17 protein-coding genes and 1 tRNA gene are annotated in these 18,371 nt (G+C 69.3%); 3 read left to right on the forward strand and 15 right to left on the reverse strand.

Features of this window, described 5'->3' with window-relative positions:
* Window positions 1-221: 221 nt before the first annotated feature.
* Genes ABD978_RS17505 through ABD978_RS17515 form a run of 3 tightly spaced genes read right to left on the reverse strand, consistent with a single transcriptional unit; the run spans window position 222 to window position 3,005 of the window.
* Window positions 222-1,184, reverse strand: a complete 963-nt coding sequence (locus ABD978_RS17505) for an NAD-dependent epimerase/dehydratase family protein (RefSeq protein ID WP_345354853.1) — start codon at window positions 1,182-1,184, stop codon at window positions 222-224.
* Window positions 1,185-1,217: 33 nt separating this feature from the next.
* On the reverse strand, window positions 1,218-1,877 hold the full coding sequence (locus ABD978_RS17510) for a P-loop nucleotide/nucleoside kinase family protein (protein WP_345354855.1): 660 nt from the start codon (window positions 1,875-1,877) through the stop codon (window positions 1,218-1,220).
* Between the two features lie 12 nt (window positions 1,878-1,889).
* Window positions 1,890-3,005, reverse strand: a complete 1,116-nt coding sequence (locus tag ABD978_RS17515) for a hypothetical protein (RefSeq protein WP_345354857.1) — start codon at window positions 3,003-3,005, stop codon at window positions 1,890-1,892.
* Window positions 3,006-3,082: 77 nt separating this feature from the next.
* Between ABD978_RS17515 and ABD978_RS17520 the strand changes: the two genes are divergently transcribed.
* Window positions 3,083-3,943: an HAD family hydrolase gene (locus ABD978_RS17520; RefSeq protein ID WP_345354859.1), complete on the forward strand. Its 861-nt coding sequence runs from the start codon at window positions 3,083-3,085 to the stop codon at window positions 3,941-3,943.
* Between the two features lie 4 nt (window positions 3,944-3,947).
* Here ABD978_RS17520 and ABD978_RS17525 read toward each other — a convergent pair whose 3' ends face one another.
* From ABD978_RS17525 to ABD978_RS17565, 9 genes are all read right to left on the reverse strand, one after another.
* Entirely contained in the window at window positions 3,948-4,619 is a 672-nt protein-coding gene (locus ABD978_RS17525; RefSeq protein WP_345354861.1) for a shikimate kinase, read from the reverse strand.
* 18 nt (window positions 4,620-4,637) lie between these two features.
* A complete protein-coding gene (locus tag ABD978_RS17530; RefSeq protein ID WP_345354863.1) occupies window positions 4,638-5,822 on the reverse strand; it encodes a glycosyltransferase family 4 protein in 1,185 nt (394 codons plus the stop codon).
* A complete protein-coding gene (locus tag ABD978_RS17535; RefSeq protein WP_345354865.1) occupies window positions 5,819-7,036 on the reverse strand; it encodes an arylsulfotransferase family protein in 1,218 nt (405 codons plus the stop codon). Before ABD978_RS17535 ends, ABD978_RS17530 begins: the two co-directional genes overlap by 4 nt.
* Window positions 7,033-8,016, reverse strand: coding sequence for a glycosyltransferase family 2 protein (locus ABD978_RS17540; RefSeq protein ID WP_345354867.1), 984 nt, complete (start codon window positions 8,014-8,016; stop codon window positions 7,033-7,035). Before ABD978_RS17540 ends, ABD978_RS17535 begins: the two co-directional genes overlap by 4 nt.
* Window positions 8,006-9,592 carry a carbamoyltransferase C-terminal domain-containing protein gene (locus ABD978_RS17545; RefSeq protein WP_345354869.1) on the reverse strand — a complete coding sequence of 529 codons (1,587 nt, stop codon included), beginning with the start codon at window positions 9,590-9,592 and terminating at the stop codon, window positions 8,006-8,008. The genes ABD978_RS17540 and ABD978_RS17545 overlap by 11 nt, the downstream gene beginning before the upstream one ends.
* An 8-nt stretch (window positions 9,593-9,600) precedes the next feature.
* Complete coding sequence (locus ABD978_RS17550; protein WP_345354871.1) at window positions 9,601-10,365, reverse strand: creatininase family protein; 765 nt, start codon at window positions 10,363-10,365, stop codon at window positions 9,601-9,603.
* Entirely contained in the window at window positions 10,365-11,426 is a 1,062-nt protein-coding gene (locus ABD978_RS17555; RefSeq protein WP_345354873.1) for a radical SAM protein, read from the reverse strand. Before ABD978_RS17555 ends, ABD978_RS17550 begins: the two co-directional genes overlap by 1 nt.
* Window positions 11,419-12,576 (reverse strand): radical SAM/SPASM domain-containing protein, encoded by a 1,158-nt coding sequence (locus tag ABD978_RS17560; protein WP_345354875.1) that lies wholly within the window; start codon window positions 12,574-12,576, stop codon window positions 11,419-11,421. The genes ABD978_RS17555 and ABD978_RS17560 overlap by 8 nt, the downstream gene beginning before the upstream one ends.
* 783 nt (window positions 12,577-13,359) lie before the next feature.
* Window positions 13,360-13,599, reverse strand: a complete 240-nt coding sequence (locus ABD978_RS17565; RefSeq protein ID WP_345354877.1) for a hypothetical protein — start codon at window positions 13,597-13,599, stop codon at window positions 13,360-13,362.
* 1,421 nt (window positions 13,600-15,020) lie between these two features.
* Here ABD978_RS17565 and ABD978_RS17570 point away from each other — a divergent pair.
* Window positions 15,021-15,713: a hypothetical protein gene (locus tag ABD978_RS17570; protein ID WP_345354879.1), complete on the forward strand. Its 693-nt coding sequence runs from the start codon at window positions 15,021-15,023 to the stop codon at window positions 15,711-15,713.
* A 268-nt stretch (window positions 15,714-15,981) separates the two neighbouring features.
* Window positions 15,982-16,383, forward strand: coding sequence for a hypothetical protein (locus ABD978_RS17575; RefSeq protein WP_345354881.1), 402 nt, complete (start codon window positions 15,982-15,984; stop codon window positions 16,381-16,383).
* A 150-nt stretch (window positions 16,384-16,533) separates the two neighbouring features.
* Here the strand turns inward: ABD978_RS17575 and ABD978_RS17580 are convergent, their stop codons facing one another.
* From ABD978_RS17580 to ABD978_RS17590, 3 genes are all read right to left on the reverse strand, one after another.
* The gene (locus ABD978_RS17580; RefSeq protein WP_345354883.1) at window positions 16,534-17,271 is read right to left on the reverse strand and encodes a type III PLP-dependent enzyme domain-containing protein; all 738 of its coding nucleotides are present in this window, start codon (window positions 17,269-17,271) and stop codon (window positions 16,534-16,536) included.
* Window positions 17,268-17,693: a type III PLP-dependent enzyme domain-containing protein gene (locus tag ABD978_RS17585; RefSeq protein WP_345354885.1), complete on the reverse strand. Its 426-nt coding sequence runs from the start codon at window positions 17,691-17,693 to the stop codon at window positions 17,268-17,270. Before ABD978_RS17585 ends, ABD978_RS17580 begins: the two co-directional genes overlap by 4 nt.
* Before the next feature lie 226 nt (window positions 17,694-17,919).
* Window positions 17,920-17,992 (reverse strand) — tRNA-Arg (locus ABD978_RS17590).
* Between the last annotated feature and the right edge of the window lie 379 nt (window positions 17,993-18,371).

The raw sequence follows: 18,371 nt of genomic DNA on the forward strand, positions 1-18,371 counted from the left end.
GGAGAAATCTCCTTTTGTGAGGCAGGGCCGGGCCGTCGTTTACCCAGCTCAAACCGGGACGGCAACGACCCGTCAGCGGTTTCGTGTGAACGGCGCATGCCGCCCCGCCCCGATGCACGACTCGAATCGTGGCCGGATTCGGCCATTGGCCCCTCTGCGAACAATGCGTCACGGGCCGTGAAAACCAATGGTCGAGGCACATCCACGCCGAGAGCCATCTGTCAGGGATTCACGGTGGCCAGTGACGAACGATTCGCGAACCAGGCGATCGTTTCGGCCAGCCCTGTCCGTAGGCTCACTCGTGGTTCCCAGTCGAGGGCCCGGCGGGCCAGACCGATGTCCGGGCGCCGCCTGGCAGGGTCCTCATCCCGGGCGCTGACGTGCTGGATCGGGGACTGTGAGGCGCACAGCTCCCGGATGAGCTCGGCGATGGCCACGACCGTCAACTCCTCGGGATTTCCGATATTCAACGGTCCGAAATGGCCTGCAAAGGCGGCCTTAATTAGTGCGCGGGCGGTGTCGTCCACATGGCACAGCGAACGCGTCTGCCGCCCGTCGCCGTGGACGGTGATGGGCCGGCCGGCCAACGCCTGCTGAATGAAGGTGGGGACGAGCCGGCCGTCCTGCGCCCGCATGCGGGGGCCGTAAGTGTTGAAGATGCGCAGGACCACGGTGTCCACGCCGTACACGTTCCGGTACGCCTCGCACGCCGCCTCGCCGAACCGCTTGGCCTCGTCGTAACAGGAACGCGGCCCCATGGGATTCACATTGCCGTGGTACGACTCGACCTGGGGATGGATGGACGGGTCGCCGTAGACCTCACTGCTCGACGCGTACACACAGCGGGCCCCTTTTGCGCGGGCGAAGTCCAGGGCGTTGAGCGTGCCGAGCGAGCCGACACGGAGGGTCTCCACGGGCCGCGCAAGATAGTCGACCGGGCTGGGCAGTGAGGCGAGATGTATCACGAGCTCGACTCGGCCCGGCAGGTCGAGAGGCTCGTTGATATCGTGTTCGACCAGTGCGAATCCAGGCCGCTCTGCCAGGTGCGCCACATTGCGGGCGGTACTGGTGGCGAAGTTGTCCACGCAGTGGACCCGGCACTGCCTATCCAATAGCAGCTCGCACAGATGTGATCCGATGAAGCCGCTTCCCCCGATGACTACGACTCTCGACAATTCATTCAACTACGTCCCCCTCTACTGGGTGCCGAATCCGCGCTATGAACGAATGAAGTCGATGATCGCCTCGACGCCCGGGTCGTAACCCTTCGCCGTGGCGACGCGAAGCGTGGGAACCGCGAGTGACACCTCCTCGAAGCCGCTCACGGTCCGGGCGCCGGTTCCCGTGTGCCGTGCGAGCTCCGCCCGCCGGGAACTCGGGCTGTCGGGCCGCTCGCGGCGCCGTTCGGTCACGCGCCGGCGCGCCAGCTCGAGATCGATCACGCAATGGACGACCTTGATGTCCGCTTCGGCCTTGAGCGAGTCCAACCCCAGGCGCCATCTCCGGTGCTGGAAGGCGGCTTCGGCCACGACGGTCACCTTCGACGAGAGCAGCAGGTCGATCGTCTGGAAGAAGGCATCGAAGGTCAGCCGCGCGACGGACTCCTTGTCGGCGACAGCGAGATCATGACCGAAGGTGTGGAAGATGCCCTCGTTGATGGCATCGCGCGACACCAGAGGGCACGGCAGCGCCTGCGCGAGCAGACCTGCCATGGTGGTCTTGCCCGAGCCGGGCGGTCCGCTCACGACGACCAGGGTCGGCCGGTGCGCACCGCTGGTCCGCGCCGTACCGGACGATCCCGCCGAGTCCCCGCCGGCGCCCGCCGAACCGCCGCTCATGGCATCGCGACGATCACCGTATGCCTCGTGGTCGGCCATCCCCCTCGATCCTCACCTGAGCGCGGTCGGCGATGTGTCGGTGTCGTCTGCCCAGGCGATGGACAGGTGCTGCGGCACGGTGAGCAGTGGCGGCCCTCCCTCGGGCAGGAATCCCGCGCCCAGCCACGTTCCCGCCGTGATGGTGGCGCTGCCCGCGGCGCCCGCCGCCGAGGCCGCAGCGGTCCCGTCGTGCAGGTAGCGCAGGTCCGCGCTGACGCCGGTGGCGCTGCGGATCCTGCGCCGTAGCGCCGGCGCCCGCTCCGTGAGGTGCCCGTAGATCCCCTGTCCGTCGTCGGCGGGCAGTCCGTCCCGCACGAACGAGGCGACGCTGACGACGATCCGGACCCGGTCGGACGTCGAGCCCGCGGCGTCCCGGACCGCCTGGGCCAGCGCGGCGCCGACGACGGCTTCGACACCGTCGGCGTCGGGCCGTCGGGGCGTGGGCCGGGCACGAACGCCGCGGAGTCGCCGCAGGGTGCGGCCGTGGCGCTCGGCGACCGCGGTCTTGATGCGCGTGTGGCCGAGGTCGGCCACCACCGCGGCCTCTTCTCCGGAGTCCGTGGACGCGTGCCGGGCCGCGCCGATGAGCGGGGCGAGTTCCGGCCGGGGCAGCACGGCCACGGGGCCGGTGCCCGGTGCGAGGGCGGCGGCCGGTGCGAGGGCGGCGGCCGGTGCGAGGGCGGCGGCCGCTTCCACGCCTTCCAGGACGAGCGGTCCGCACCTGCCCGCCAGCAGACCGCCGGCGAGCCAAATGCCGTCGACGGTCGTCCAACGGGCGAGGAAGGCCCGGTGGTACGGGGTGGTCCCCTGCCGGTCGGCGGTCGCCGGATCCCGCAGTGTCGCGATCAGCGCTCCGAGGCGCATCCCGAAGGTGTGCAGTACTCCGGCGGCCGAGCGGGCCGCCTCCGCGTCGGATGACGCCACGGCGGCGGCGAGGTCGTCCGCCAGGCGGTCCCGCCGCAGGCCGCGCAGGCCGCGTTCGGTGGCCAGGGTGTGCAGGGCGTTCAGCGAGCACGCGTCCTCCGCGAGCCATCCTTCGACGCCGATCGCGCCGGCCGGTCCCAGGACGACGTGATTCAGCGACGCCTCGCTGGTGAGTTCTCGGGGGCGGAAGGACGTCGCGGTCACGATGTACCCCGGCGATCGCACTCGCCTGTCGCGCGTCGAGCCGTCTCACGCGGCGCGCCTCGGGTTAACGTCGCGGCGTGACGCATTCCCCCCTGCCTCCACTCCCCCTGCCGGCACTTCCGAGGCTGATCGCGACCGACCTCGATGGAACGCTGCTGGGCGCCGGGGGCGCCGTCAGCACGCGCAACGCCGTCGCACTGCGCCGGGCGGCGGGTGCCGGCGCCACGGTGGTGCTGGTGACCGGACGGTCGCAGCCGAGGCTCCGGGACGTCTACTCCCAGCTCGGCGCCCGGTACCTCGCGATCTGCGCCAACGGCGGCGTGGTGTACGACCCGGTCGAGGAGCGGGTGCTCGCCTGCCGTCCGATCGCTCCCGACGACGTTCACCAGGTACGCCTGCGGCTTCGCGAGCGGGTGTCCGAGGTGGTGTTCGCCGCCCACGTGGAATGCGGTGGCCGGGTGCTGTACGAGCCGGGCTGGCCCGGGTACCGCGAGGGCGGAGACGGCCGTTCGCCGGCCGGGCCGCCGGATCTGGCCGGCGGGCCGGTGGTGAAGCTGCAGGCCCGGGCCCCCGGGCACGAGCCCGAACCGTTCACCGCGCTGGTCGCCGAAACCGTCGGCGATCTGGTCGAGGTGACTCGGCAGGGATACCGCGGTCTGCTCGAGATGAGCCGGCGCGGGGTGACGAAGGGCAGCGCCCTCGCGACCGTCGCCGACGAGCTGGGGATCTCGGCCGAGGACGTACTGGCATTCGGCGACATGCCGAATGACGTGCCGATGATGCGGTGGGCGGGGCGGTCGGTGGCCGTGGCCAACGCACATCCGGAGGTACGGGCCGCCGCCGAAGAGGTGACCCTGGCCAACGTGCAGGACGGCGTCGGCGTCTACCTCGAACGCCTGCTGGACGGGCGCACCCGGCCTGGAGCGGCCACGGCGTGACGACCTAGTTCTCAAGGCCGAACACCGCGGCGACCCGCCGTACAGAATCCTCCTCGGTGATCGTGGGATCCACCGTGAACCCGTTCAGACCCAGTTGCCGGGTCTGCTCGGTGAGCCGCTCGGTGAACAGCGCGTCGCGCTGAAGCAGGTTCTGCAGCGCGCGCTGCGGGTCACCGGTCTTGGCGATGAACCCCCATGCCGGGCCGCCACGGCCCTCGAACACCTTTTGGCGGAACTCGTTCGTCGGCAGCAGCCACACGGCGTGGCCGGTATCGGCGAGCAGGGGCCGGACGAGGTCGGGCAGCAGCCGGAACCCCTCGGCGATCACCGGCCCGTCGGCCGAGAGGGCGAGAAGGTCCTCGATGATCAGGGCGAACCCTTCACCCTGGTACCAGTGGAAGGTGTCGAGCATCTCCTGCGGGCTCCGGGTCACCCACCGTTCGTCCATGTCCATGGCGGCGAACCTGCCCAGGTACGGAGCCTGCTCCACGGGCATGCGGCGGGCGTGGTCGGGCATGACCGCGTCGGTGTCGTACAGGGGCAGCCCATGGCGGTCGGCGAGGCGCCGGGCGATGGTGGACTTCCCGGACCCGCTGCCGCCGCCGATCCAGTAGACGTTGCGCAACCGCTCCCGGAGAACGTCGGGGGAAGTCTCTTCGTGCAGTGCAGAGTGCATTCGTCGCTCCTCGCGTGTCTATCGGCTGGAGACCTCACCGCTGCCGCGGCGGTGGGCGGTCTGGTAGAGGTCGGCGTACTTGCGGGCGATTCCGCTCCAGGAGTACTCGGTGATGCGCGTGTTGTCGGCCGGCCGTAGCCGGCCGTGCAGCGCTGCGGTCATCTGTTCCTGGAAGCCCTCGACGTCGTACGGAGAGACCGCGGGGACGTCGGGGAAGTCGTGCAGGATCTCGGGCACCTGGTCGGTGACGATCAACGGGCAGCCGCAGGCGATGGCCTCCAGAGCGACCATGCAGAACGTCTCCAGGAGGTTCGACGGCACGACCGCGACGTCGGCGGCCTGGTAGTACGCGGGCAGCCGGTCGTGCGGAACGAAGTTCAGGAACGTCACGGACGCGTCGACGCCGAGCCGGGTGGCCGCGTGTTGCAGGTCCTCGCGGGTGGGGCCGTCGCCCACGATGAGCAGCCGGCTGTTCTCGATCCGCCGGCTGATGCCGGCGAAGGCCGTCAGCAGGGTCTCCACGTTCTTGTCGGCGGCGAGGCGGCCCACGTACAGCACGATACGTTCGTCGGAGGGCAACCCCAGCGTGCGGCGAGCGTCGTCGCGGTCGCCCGGCGTGAAGTGCTGCAGGTCGATGCCCGGTGGGATGACGGCCGAAGCCGGCAGGTCCGCGTCCGCCAGCGCCTTGGCCTGCGCGTGGCCGATCGCCACGATCTCGGCGTTGGCGCGGATTCGGCTGATGCGCCGGGCCAGCGCCTCGTCGGCGCGCGCGTCGGTGCCGGTGGGCATCCATTTACCGACCCGTCCCCAGTGGGTGACGACGATCGGCCCGCCGACCCGCTCGAGCAGCGCTTCGGCGTCGTCCAGGCCCTGGACGTGAATCACGTCCGCGTCCGCGAATCCCGGGAGCCTCGTCACGGTGGACAGCCACCGGCGGCGGCGCAGGCGCCGGCCGGCCGTGCGTACGCCGCGGGGCGCGGCCGTGATGGCGGTGTCGAGCCAGGCCGGCCAGCGCAGGTAGCTCGGATCGAGGTCATCGAGGCCCGCGAAGTAGGCCATCCGCGGCCCACCGACGAACAGGTTCACCTGCGCTCCGAGGGAGGGCAGCGCGCGAGCGATCTGGATCATGCCGATCTGGCCACCGGGCACGCCGGCGCGACCGGGGACGCTCGTCTGGCTCCTCATGATCATCAAGGTCTTCATGGCTGCCCGCCTTTCCCGGTCGACCCGACCACCGCCGCCGTACGGCCTGCCGCCCTCCGCACGAGGGCACCGGTGGGTACGGCCGACATCCGGTAGATGGAGACCCGGCCGCGGTCGCGCCCGTACACCTCGACGGGCAGGGACAGTTCCCACACGACCCGGCCGTCGGGGGTCAGCTCGAAGGCGCCTCCCGCGGTGGAGTTCGTGACCAGGAGATTGCCGCCCGGCAGTGGCTCGGCGCCGCCGGCGAGCGGGCAGAAGAACGACTCCGGTGGGGAGGCCGTCCAGCTCCACACGATCTCGCCGGTGACCGGATCCATGACGACCAGGCGCGAGCGTTGCTCTCCCCTGCCGTTGTCGAAGATCAGGAGCCGCCCGTCCGGGAGCATGGTGGGCTGATGCGGCCCCGACAGTTCGCCGGGCCCCCACCACCACCTCACCCGGCCGTCGGCGCGGCCGATCACGGCGACGGCGTCGAGTTCCCGCATGCAGACCAGCAGGTCGCCCTGCGACCAGATACCGGCGGGATGGGCCCGCAGCACCTCGATGGTGTTGGTGTGCAGGACGTCGCACGGCGATCCCGGAAGGGCGCGAAGGAGCCGCAGCGCGCGGCGCCGCTCTCCGTCGTGGCTTCCCGTCCGCAGGATCGCGCGGGTCTCGGCGGCCACCGCGTCCGGGACGTCGTCGCCCCGGACCGGCCACCCGCGTGCCCGGAACGCGGCGCCGCGCCGCTGAACCGCCGCGTCGATCAGCCGTCGCAGCCCGGCGTCCGTCCGCAGGACGTCATAGAGCGATGCCTCGCTCTTCACGACGCCGTCGGCGGTGACCGTGGAGATCAGGTTGTCGAGCACGACCTGAGCGGACCCGTCGCCGTCCACGCGGCGGGGCGCCTCGCTGAGGACGAGGATCGTGCCGTCGGCGGTGATCGCCAGATCGTGGTGCGCGGCCACGTCGCACGCCCACTCCAGGTGCGAGTCGGGGGTGAGCTTCAGCAGCGCGCGCAGCGGCACGACCGCGAACAGGTTGCCCACCGCGTCCATCTCGACGTGGTTCCAGCCTCGCAGGTAGCTGGGCGGGTCGTCCTGCGGGCGGGGCTGGCCGTGGGTGTGGCTCCAGGTGTGCAGGATCGCGCCGTCGCGGTCGATGACGTACGCCACCGGCGTGGGGTAGCTCGACGCGGGTGAGAACAGCAGTCCCTGCGGCTCTGTACTCATGACATCGCCTCGGGTCCCACCGGGGCGGCGACGTCGGTGAAGAACCGGCCGATGTCGGCGTGGTCGGGTGGCAGCCGCCGGCCGATCCGCTCGTGCAGGTAGCCGAGGATCTGGTCGAACAGCAGGTTCGGCATGCGCCGGTGCCGCGCGATGAGGTCGTCTCGATACCGTTCGAGCGCCACCATCCAGGCGCGGTATCCCGCCACGACCGGGTCCGCCACCGGCCACTTGGCGTTGATGTGGTCGCGCGCCAGGGCGAACTTCGACGGGGATATCAGCTGGGCGCCGGACACCATTCCGCTGGTGTCGGGCACCTGGTGATAAATGGAGGTGATCTCGTCGATGAAGGTGACGCGGTAGCGCAGGACGGTGGTCAGCGCGATCCAGAGGTCCCAGTCCTCGCAAACCTCCAGAGCCGGGTCGAACCGTACCTTGGTGTCCCGGAAGTTGCGCACGATGACCGCACCGGTGTGCAGGTAGTTCGCCACCATCAGGAACCGCGGATCGTACGGGTACGCCTTGAACCGGTATCCGCTGAGGTCCGCCGGCAGGGCGTCCAGCCGTCGCTCGGACACGACGGCGCCCAGGTAGACGAAGTCGGCGTCGCCTCGCCGCAGCGGTTCGCAGCCGACGGCCAGGTGCTGGGGCAGGAACACGTCATCGTCGTCGAGGAACGCGATGTACTCGCCTTCGGCCGCCTCGACGGCGAGGTTGCGCGGCACCGACGCCCCGCCCGAGCACCGGTCGAGTTCGAGCAGGGTGACGGGCAGTCTCCGCTTCCACGTGTCGACCAGGTCGCCGACCGATCGGCCGCCGTCGTTGACCACGATCGCCTCGACCGCTCCGACGTCGTCGGAGAGCCTCCGGCCGGCCGTCATGACGCTGTTCAGCGCCGCGTCCAGGGCCGCCGGCCGGTTCAGGGTGGGGATGATGACGCTGACCAGCGGCCGGGAGCGGGACGTTCGCGGGTCAGCCGTCATGGTGACCTCCCGCCGGCGTCCCGGGAGCGTCCCCCGCCGTCAGCCGTGTGTACCACCGCTCGCCGACGACCATGTCGTCGATGCCGCGGTCCTCGCAGTAGGCGACCAGGTCCGACATCCGGTTGATGAACCCTCGCCGCAGGTGGTTGAGCGAGGTGTTGCACAGCACGCCCAGCCCGGTCCGGTCGGCGACCGCGCTCAGCAGTTCGTGCAGCGGCGGGTTGCTCGCCGCGGTGACGCTCTGGGCGCGGGCCGAGCCGTCGACGTGCGTCACCGCCGCCAGCTTCGGCGACCGGACGCGCCGGAAGTACAGCATGTACGGGTCGGGGAAGTCCTCGATGAAGGCCTCCGCGAGATCCTCCTCACGGCAGACCGGCGCGATCGGCCGGTACGACTCCCGCTGTTTGATGTCGTTGAGTCGGTCCCGGGTCGCCGCCGAGGAGGCCTCGGCCAGCAGCGATCGGTTGCCCAGCGCGCGAGGACCGATCTCCCAGCGCCCCTGCACCCAGGCGACGACCCGGCCGGCGGCGAGCGTCTCCGCGAGGGCGTGGTCGTCACGGTGCCGGTCGCGCCACCGCTGCGGGTCGGGGCGGGTGTCGTTCACGAAGTCGAGCCCGGCGTACACCGACCAGTCGATCGGCGTCGTACGGCCGTGATGGGCCAGCGCGTCGATCGCGGTCCCGATCGCCGACCCGGAGTCGCTGGTGCACGGCGGAACGAACACGGAGCTGAAGTGTCCCAGCTCGCGCCATGCCGCGTTCCAGTCGCAGTTGAGCCCGCAACCGCCCGAGATCCGCAGCGGCGTACCGGCCGGCAGCTCGCGGAGCGCGACCTCGGCGAACAGGTCGAAGATCCGCTTGGTCAGCAGGGCCGCGGCCGTCTTCGCGGCCTTCGACTGGACCCCGGCGTTGTAGAGCACCGTGTCGGCGAAGTCGGCCTTCGGCGCCGGGTTGACGGTCGGCGCGGCCAGGATGCGGTCGACGGCGGCCTCGATGTCGGCGTCGGCGTCCTTCGCGTCGGCGAACGCCGCCAACGCCATCAGCTTGCCGCTGCCGTCCGTACGGGGCGTCTGCCCGTGATCGGGGAACGTCGGGTCGGCCAGCGAGAACAGGAACGCGTAGCGGTCGCCCGGGTGCGGCAGCACCGGCACGGTGCGTACCACCTGCCAGTTCCGGTCGACCAGGTAGAAGGAGCCGACCACGCCCTCCCACACCAGGACGGTGCTCAGCTCCTCGTCCCCTGGGGGCGCCATGCCGACGGCGGTCATGATGTGGGAGCGCTCGTGCGACGAGGTGAAGTAGTCGACGTCGGCGCCGAAGAACCGCATCTTGCCGCGCTGCACCGCCGAGACGCCCGCGTAGCCGGCCCCGATCGCGCCACCCGTGCGCGGTTTGGCCCAGCCGCCCAGCGCCACGACATCGGGCATGCGGTCCAACCGCTGGGCGGCCTCCAGGAGCGTCGTCGGGGTGAGCTGCGCGTACCGGGGAAAGGTGTCCTTCTCCGATTCCAGGCACCACAGCAGCCGGCCGTCTTCCACTACGGCGATGGATCCGTCGTGGCCCGGCTTAATCGCCATGATCAGCATTACGGAAGGACCTCCTGTACGGCTTCGCCGAGCTCTCGGGTGACCGCGGCGACCAGGTTGGTGACGATCTCGGCCATCAGCCGTGCACCGATCTCAGGGCTCGCCGCCGATGCTCGGTACACCACGCCGGTCTTGGTCCGCAGGTCCTGCGGCACGGGGAGGATGAGGTAACGCGCCCGGCGGGGGACCTCGTCGTCGGCGAGCAGTTCGTTCCGGACCAGGTGCGGCGCGGCGTGCATCACCAGGCTGGTCTCCACCATCGCCGCGTGGTGGTCGTCGTGGCGGGCGACGCCGGTCTCGGCGGCGATCGCGTTGCGGCTGTCCTCGGTCACCACGTCCCACCAGGTGACGGCCATGACCCGGGCCTGCGGCGCGGTCTCGATGAACAGTTCGGCCGCCTCTCTGAGCGGGCCCAGGTTCACCTTGTGCGACTCGAGCAGCACGAACCGGCGGGCGCCGTGCCGGTAGGAGGCGCGCAGCACGTCGAGCACCAGGTCGGTGAAGGTCGCGGCCCGTACGCTGGTCGTTCCGGGGAACCGGCCGCCACTGGCCGCCGGGTCGGTGGGCAGACCGTAGGTCAGGGGTGGCAGGACCAAGACCCCCAGGTGATCTTCCAGCTGCTCGGCGAGGTAGGTCGAGATGATCGTGTCGGTGGAGAGCGGCAGGTGGGGGCCGTGACCGTCGATCGAGCCGATCGGCAGGACGACGATCCGTTGCCTGATCTGGCCGTCGTACTCCTGCCAGGTCATGTCCGCTATGCGCATCAGCGTGTCTCCTCTGTGCGCCCGGAGGGCTCGGCCGAGACCACGTGCGCGAGTGCGCCCGGATCGTCACCGCGCCGGGTTCGGGCAGCGGCGGCGGGCGGATCGCGGTCGACCCAGCCGAGGCTGGGGGGCAGCGGCCCGTCGACGGGTCCGCGTCGTCGTAGGTGCAGGTAGTCCTCCTTGTTGCCGCACCCGAACCCGGCCCCGCAGGCGGTCCACGGCTCGCGGGACAGCTGGAGGTCGAACCCGTCGTCCAGGACGTTGCCGATCCGGTCCTTGTCCAGGGCCTGATAGCGGGAACACCGGTACACGTCACCGCGGATACCGATGTAGAAGTAGTTGTGGCCGGCGCTGCACAGCTGCCCGCGCAGGTCCCGCATCGCGGCCATGTTGAGGTCGAGCAGTTCGGGGTGCACGCCGAGGCGGACCGCGCGGGCGACACCGTCCTCCTCACGCTCGCGCAGGATCGGCACCATGGCCTGAAGCTCGGTGTGCACGCCGTGCGGGGTGAGCGGGTCGTAGCCGAGGTCGAGGTTGAACCGCAGGCCCGCGTCTTCGGCGGCCTGCTTCAGATCGACGATCTGCTGTTCGTTGTCGGGGAACAGCAGGCCGTTGACGACGACGAAGCACCCGTAGCGTTCCTGGGCGAAGCGCGCGTTCGCGATGAACCGCTGCAACGGGATCTCCGTCGGGTGGTAGGTGACCCACAGCGAGATCCTGCTGATGTCCCCTTCCCGGTCGAGCTGTTCGAGACGGCGCTTGAGCAGCGATCCGTTGGTCACCAGCTCGACGAAGTCGGTGTTCGGGCGGGTGCTCAGCTGGGCGGCCTTCGACAGGAACGGCCGGGAGGCGAACGGCTCCCCCAACGTCGCCAGCCGCACCCCGACCCGGAACGGCCGGTCGGCGATCCAGTCCACGATCTTTTCGAAGCGGGCCTGGTCCTCGGGCGGCCAGTCGGCGGCGTTGCTCTTGGCGTAGTCGTTGATCGAAACGCAGTACGTACAACGGAAATTGCACAGTCGCTGCCCGGACACGTACCAGATGCGAACGCTGTCAGACACAGGCGCCCCCTCGGCCACAGCCGTTCAGCGGAAAGCTGGCCAGGGGGAGGAACTGCCTGCGGGAGAAGTCGGGCAGCTGATCGTGGCACGCCCGGCAGATGTAGTCGTCAGGCGCTTCGACGACGCCGAACACCCTGCGGCGCAGCAGAACCGCCTCCTCGCTCGTCATGAGCTCGTGCACGGATCCGGAGCGGATGTTGCCGAACTTCTCGCGCTGGTAGTAGTCGTTGCAGCAGATGAACATGTCGCCGCTGACCGAGAAGTGCGCGTGGTTCACCGGCCAGCTGCAACCACGCAGCCTGCCCTCGACGTGCACGTCCTGGTAGTAGTCCTCCGACAGCGTGCCCGCCCGATCCGAGATCAGCGACGAGCTGACCGCGGCCCCGCGTGGCTCGAAATGCGCACGCACCGCCTCGAGCCGACGCTCCACATCCTGGCCGACGCCGTTGACCACGATCGCGACCCGCAGTCCGGCATCGAGCGCGGCCTCGACGTTGGCCAGCGTCCGTCCGGGTCGCTTGTAGCCGGTCAAGGCGCGGAACTCGTCCTCATCGAGCGAGGGCACGTTCACGACGAGCTGGAGCAGAGTGTCCCCCTGCTGGAGCAGGGCGATCTTCTCGTCGGTCAGGTTGCTGGCGTTGCAGAGCAGCCGCAGTTTCAACCCGTATTCGCGCAGAACCGCGACCCGCTCGGCGAAGAAGCGGTCCAGCGTCGGCTCGTTGTAGAAGTGGAACGTGACATACCGGATCGTGTCGTAGACAGCGATCTTGTCGATGATCTCCTCGAACAGCGGCATCGGCATCGTCGCCGGCGGTTTGCGATCAAGCGAGACCGGACAGAACTCGCACCCCCAGTTGCAGTGCGCCGTGACTTCGATCTGGGCGGTGGTCAGCAGATACTCCGTGCACAGCTCCGCCGGCCGCTGCAGCCAGCCGCGGCCGACCAGGTCATCGACGACCGCAGGCCCGTACGCCGCCGCGAGCACCGACCGACCGACCGGAGCGGCTGCGGCATCGTGCAGGGCGTCCAGCGCGGCGGCGTCCCTGTGCCAGACAACGGACCTGTCCAGACCGATCGCCCCGAACACGGCCCAGTCCGGCGCTCGCATGTCGGGATATGCCGTGACCAGCTCGTCCACCGTGTACGACACCGGGCTCTCATCACCCGGGCGGACGAATGTCAGATATGGCGAGGTCTGCACCGAATCAGATGCCGGCCGTGCCTCCGTCTGCAACCCACCCGTTCGTAGGTCGGATCCATCCACTCGGCGCCTCCCAGCTGCCAGCAAGTTCGCGAGGTGGCCACGCGAATGCCCAGGCTGCGAGCCGGATTCGCGGCGAAGCCACCACCCGTCGGCAAGGTTCTGTAGGTGATCTTGGCGTCCGTCGGGGATCTTGACGCAGTTCGTAGTTGATTTCAACCCTTGACTACCAAGCGACCGCAGTTGAGGGAATTGGTCGGGAGTGGAGCAGGAGGTAGTCCGGTCGGAGTGATGGATCCATTTTTCGGACAACCGATTAACCCGCCGTTAACCCAACCGTAAACGGGAAGACGAGGTCACTGCGCAGGTGACCTTGCTGGATTCGGTCCTGTGCCCGGAATGCAGATTGCGGTCCTGGGGGGCGGCAAGGCGAGCGCGAGCGAACCACCGACAGCGGGTCGCCGACCGACGCAACACCCGCCGAGATACCGGCTCTGAACAGGACTTACGTGGAGGACGCCCGCCTTCCGCACTGGCGTGGAAGTGGTCGCCGAATCCTTGCGGCGATGAAGGAGCGCGGTTCCACGCCGACGGGGTACGCGTCCGAATTTACGAGGTAAGCAGGACGGCGAACACCGGCCGAGCTCGAGAGCTTCGGGCCGTCGCCCGGCGACGATATGCCGCACTTCGGCCGTGACCCCACCCATATCACTTGCCGAGGTATGGCCCGGCTCAGCCGTCAGCCGCGACCCCTTCCACGAAGTAGTCAAGCCCTTCTTCCGGAGGTGGACAACCGAAAACCTCGATAATGCGAGGCCACATTTCGGGCTTGACCTCGTAGCAGCGGACCATCCACTCGTCATCGCCCCGGTCGAACATGTCTCGGATGCGGACCAGCTGATCGCGAGTGATCGGCAGGGTCGTCCGCGACCACTCGTCTTCGCCGCCATAGGCAGCGAGCTGCCATCCCATGCGGCGCTCCCTTGCCAGCCCCACCGTCCCAGTGATCTCGAGCGATCGTATGCGGCCGTAATCGTCCGGCCTGACGGGCACGCTCCCGGTACCCCCAACCCCGTTCGCCATCGAGGCCGCCACCCACGCCGGCTCCGCCTTCGAGGAGGAGTTCGCGGACGCCTGCGAAGTCGCCTCCCGCAGCATGAAGATCAACGGTCAGTGACGCCGTCTGGCGGAGAACGCTCGGCTCCGGACTGTCCTTCTCGCCCGGTTCATAAGGAACGGGCGCCGAACTGGCTACGTGACCAAAGGGAGTTTCGATATGCCGAACCCGCCCAAGCCGCCGTACCCGCCCAAGCCGACGAAGCGGCCCACGCCGGTACCGCCCAAGCCGCCGTACCCGCCCAGGCCGCCGTACCCGCCCACGGTCTGAGCGGCGCACAAGCCGACCATGCTCCCTCGCGTGGGACGCGGGGACGCCTGCCGCCTCCTTCCGGCCCCTATGCCGGGAGGAGGCGGTTTTCCGATGAGGGCTTCCGCCAGGGACCCCGACCTACAACGGCCGGATTCACTTCATCGGCAGGCGCCGTCTGAAGCCGCAGGTTCCCGCCAACGGTCGCGTCTACCGAGCCGATCCCTCTGGCGGGGCACCGTGCTCACCTACGCCGACGGCCGCATGGTGTTCCGCACCCGGCGACGCCACTTCATCGTCGACGGTGGCCGGGTTCACGTCTGACCTCACCCCGACAGCACCAACCGCGCCCCACCCGCCAACGCGGGTCAGGGCGCGGCTTCTTCCTCCCGGTGCGCAGTCGGACTTGCCCCACAGCCCCCAAAGTCGGTGCAGCGCCACTGCGAGCGGCGGCACGTCTCCGCGCCGCATGGCCGACGCGTCTGGCGCAACGTCCGGAGCATCCGCCTGTCACCGGCGCAACAGGTAACCCACCCATCGATCGGCCGTTCGACCTGCGGCACGGCTGCGCGACGCCGCTCCTAAGCGGCCCGAGGCCCGGACTTCCATCCCACGTCCACCGGCTGAGGGCTCCTTGCAGGGGCGTCCGGCTGCACACAGGCAAAGCCCTGGCGACCTGCGCTCGTGGCGGTCACCCTGGAGCGCAACGCCGACCCGGACCGCAGGGCCGGCCCCGACCCAAGGAACGGAAGCGGGGGCGGCAGTTCCCTGAGGCAACTCGGGGACTGGCTGACGATCGGTTCGAGGCTAGATTGTTCCGCGTGGGCGGTAGGGATCACGGCGGTGGCGGCCGGTCTTTCCACACGCCTGCGGACTACCGTGATGCGGCGTCCGACCTGGCTGCCGACGTTGCCACGTTGAGTCATCTGGCCCGGTGTCCGTATCCGTTCGTGTGGCAGGAATTGGCCTGCAACCCGAGCACACCCGCGGATGTGCTGGGTGAGCTGTGCCCGAAACGCGACAGCACGTGGAACGACAACCGGCTCAGATCTGGCTGGGCACCACCATGGCCGGCCAGACCGTGACCGTTTGGGTCAGCGCCACCACCCTGCACGTCTTCCACCGCGACCAGCTCATCAAAACCCATCCGATCACGCTCACGCCCGAAGACCTGGCCAAGCTGAACACCCGCGGCCGCCCCGGCCGCCCCTCGCCCGCTACCGCCCTGCCGACCGGCCAGCTGCCCGCGAACGTGATGGTGGAGGTCGACCGGCAGGTCAACAACTGCGGGATGGTCTCCATCGCCGGCAAACAGATCAGCGTCGGCAGTCCGCTGGCCGGCAAACGCGTCACCCTGCGCATCGACACCCAGCTCATCCACGTCATCGCCGACGGCGTCTTGACCGGCACCCGCCCCAGCCCCCTAACCCAGGAGCAACGCCGGCGCCTGCACGGCGCCCGCCTATCCGGCCCGGTCCCCGGCCTGCCCACCCGAGTCACCCACGTTCAGCGGGTGGTCTCTAGCAGCGGCTCCCTCATGGCCGCCGGCACCAAGTTCCATATCGGTCACGCTCACCGCGGCAAAGCCGTCACCATCGCCCTCGAAGACACCCAGTTCCGCATCCTCCACCAAGGACAAGAACTGGCCACCCACCCCCGCCCCCACACCAAGGAGGTCACCCACACCCGAGCAAGCGGACACATCGACTACGAAACCTAGGATCGGCGGAAAGCATCACCCGACAACGAAACGTCGCCCATCAACCGAGGTTGCACAGGCGGGCTGCCCGTCTTGTCGGGTCCCGGTGGATGCTTGTCACCTCAGTCCCACCTGGTGCTCGACGGTACTGCGATCTAGCTGGGGGAGCATCGGTGTCGGTGGATGGCCCCTGTGGGGTGGTCCATGCGCGTTGCGTGACCATGCCCGCTCGGCACAGTCGGTCCCTGAACAGCGTGCGCAAGCACCGCCACAAACAGGGAGATCCTCAATGAGGAATTACGCTCGCATGCCCATCGACACCGTGACCGTCGCCATCTGGGCCGTCGGTGTCGGGAGCGTCGCCATCGCGGGTTTCGTCGTCAACACGGCCTGCTCCATCGTCGTGAACGGCGATCCCATCAACATCGACAAACTCGTCGCTGTCTGCTTCATCGGCGTCTTTGTCGGCGCTGTCATCTCTACAGTGGGCGGCGTCATCATCCGTGCCGCCCTCGGCTACCGCTACGGCTTCCTCGACTACATCGTCGCGGGGAGCAGCGTGCTGGTCGGCACTGTCATCGGCGGACTCGACTCCGCCCATGCCGTCGGATTCGGCCTCGGCGGTCTGCTGGGACTCACCGTCGGCTTCTGTATCGCCCTCGGTGGCATCCTCGCCAGCAGGGACGAGTAGCCCACCCGCAGGGGCCCGGCACGCGCCAGGCGCCCTGTTCCTCAACGAAATGGGACTAGACGGGGCTGTCCGTCTGGTCCTGGATACGTCAGAGCCCCCGGTGCCGCGTGTCGGCGGTTCGGGGGCTCTGGTCGTTTGCTGCGGCTCGGTCTAGTCGTCGCTGAGGTAGTGGTGTCCTGGCTTGGGGTGCATCAGGAAATCGTGGTGTGAGATGTTCCAGGCGTACGCGCCGGCCATCGAAAACGCCACGACATCACCGATGGCAAGGTGCTCGGTCGGGACCTGGCGGGCGAACACGTCCTTGGGTGTGCAGAGCTGCCCGACCAGGGTGACGGGCTCGTCGTGGACGGCGGAGCCGCTGCCCCCTCGGGGGAGTACGACGAACGGGTGGTTGTGCTGCTTGGTGACGGGGGTGCGGATGTCCATGGTCCCGCCGCGGAGCACGGCGTACCACTGGCCGTGGGCCTTCTTGACGTCCAGGACTTCGGTGACGTACCAGCCGGCGTAGACGCTGACGGCGCGTCCGGGTTCGATCCGCAGGCGCTCGCCTGGTTGGGCCAGGGCGGCGACGTTGCGGGCGTAGCCGGCCCAGTCGAAGTGGTGGGCGAGGTCGGCGTAGTCGACGGCCATGCCGCCGCCGAGGTTGATCTCCGGATCGGTGACGTCGGCCTTGGCGAGCCAGGGCCGCGCCCACTCCAGGATTTCGCGGGACTGGTTGACCATCGCCTCGGCGTCCAGCCCGGACGCCAAGTGCGCGTGAATGCCTCGTGGGCGGACGTGCGGGTTGTCGGTGAGGATGTCGCGGCAGTCCTCGATGAGGTCGGGGTCCATGCCGAACGGTCCGAACATCGCCAGGGCGACGCCGGTCCGGTCCCCTGCCAGGTTCACCCGGAGCAGGATGTCGACCGGCGGTCCTGCTCGCGCGCCAGTGCGGTAAGGCGGGACAGCTCGTGCGGGGACTCGACGTGAATGCGCTCGACGCCCAACTCCAGGGCGAGTTTCAGTTCGTCGTCGGTCTTGCCGGGCCCGCCGAAGGCAAGCCGTGCCTCGGGGAGGACCTGGCGGACGTGGGCCAGTTCGCCGCCTGAGGCGACCTCGATCCCGTCGACGTGCGGAGCGATCGTCCGCAGGATCGGCGCATCGGGGTTGGCCTTGGCGGCGTAAAAGATCTCCGGTGCGCCGGGGACGGTCAATGCCTGCCTGATGCCGGCGGCGTGGGAGGCAAGCGCATCGAGGTCGTACACAAAGGCGGGCAGCTCGCTCGCGCCGGCCAGGTGTTCGGCGTGCTTGCGCACGCGTTCGGTGATCACGCTCTGGTTCTCCTTCGGCGGTCAGGCGAGCGGAAAGTCAGTCTCGATGATCAGGTAATGCGCCGGAGTGACCGGCTGACCTGGGTCGACGCCCGATCCTTCATCCCGCGTATATCCCGCGACCACCGGCTGAGGGCTGCTTTCGGTGGCATACGGCTGCGCACATGCGAAACCCCGGCGACCTGTGTTGGTGCTGGTCAGCCGGGGTTTTCCTTGATCAGGTGGGTGCCCCCGGCAGGATTCGAACCTGCGGCACACGGTTTAGGAAACCGTTGCTCTATCCCCTGAGCTACGAGGGCTTGACGCTGGTCAGAGCCTAGCGGAGCCGCTGGGCTGTCCGCTGCACGCTGCGATCATTGCACAGATATTGCCCTTCCCCCGATCGCCCGCCTCCGGCGCCGTCAACGTCGACGTCCAGGATACGGGGTGCCATGCGGGCTGTGAGGCCTCCGCGACCAGGCCGACGACGGCCAGGCACCGCAGCCTGACTTCGCCGACCGCGACTGGCATCAACTCGGACCACCGGGCTCCGTGCAGCCTTTCTGCACGGGATCAAGGCGGCCCCAAGGGGCCGCTCGCGCCGCCGACTCGGCGGCCTGGTCGCGCTCCCGCCTGTGGCTCCCGCGCTCCTGGCCAGAAACGCCGGTCGGCTGGCGCGAAAGGCGAGACGAGCCAGGC

Source organism: Actinoallomurus liliacearum (genome assembly GCF_039542035.1).
Lineage (GTDB): Bacteria > Actinomycetota > Actinomycetes > Streptosporangiales > Streptosporangiaceae > Actinoallomurus > Actinoallomurus liliacearum.